The sequence below is a fragment of the Blastomonas sp. UPD001 genome (genome assembly GCF_003426715.1).
GTDB lineage: Bacteria > Pseudomonadota > Alphaproteobacteria > Sphingomonadales > Sphingomonadaceae > Blastomonas.
The window spans coordinates 1-569 of the sequence record NZ_QKVT01000136.1 but is presented as its reverse complement, the minus strand read 5'-3'; the positions used below and the strand labels follow the sequence as shown (position 1 = coordinate 569).

General features: G+C 65.2%; 1 protein-coding gene. It reads left to right on the top strand.

What is annotated here, in order from left to right; translation table 11 throughout:
- Positions 1–40: 40 nt before the first annotated feature.
- Positions 41–569, top strand: a 529-nt coding sequence (locus DM995_RS19595) for a hypothetical protein (protein WP_157973374.1), incomplete at its 3' end; no start/stop codon positions are given.

The following is a 569-nucleotide window of genomic DNA, read 5'->3' as shown; positions in this document are numbered from 1 at the left end:
TGCGGCCTTCCAGGGGCGGCAGGTGGGCCTGCATCCCCGCATGGCCTATCTGGCCGATCTCTATGCCAAGGGGCAGCTCGCCGTCGTCGGACAGGTGGGCCCCACACCGGCGCCGCTTCGCAAGGTCGACGGCTTCGCGCAGACCGTCAACGGCATACCCCTCGTGCCGGGGATCGGATCCCATGTGGATCAGTATCGGGAATGGCTGCAGCAGAAGCGGAGTGGCATCTACTACGGCTGGGGCGGCCTGATGGCCGAACAGTTCGTGGCGCAGAACGGCAATCCGGTCCTTACCAACATCTCGACGGCCCAGTTCTCGCCCCTGCTGGGCGGGCGAACGGTCAACCAGTTCACCGTGGGCACGGATGGGGCACCGCTCAGCGAGTATCTGAGCGACTATCAGGACAGGGAAAACACCACGGCCACCATCGCCGGCAACCCCGACAGTCGCGTCAATCTGCTCGAACGCGAGGTCGCGCTTGTCTTCGACAGGCTGCGCAAGGGCGCGGACACGCTCACATCCTCGATGCTGCCGATGTCGGCGTTCCTGACTCAGCCACCTTCCACGA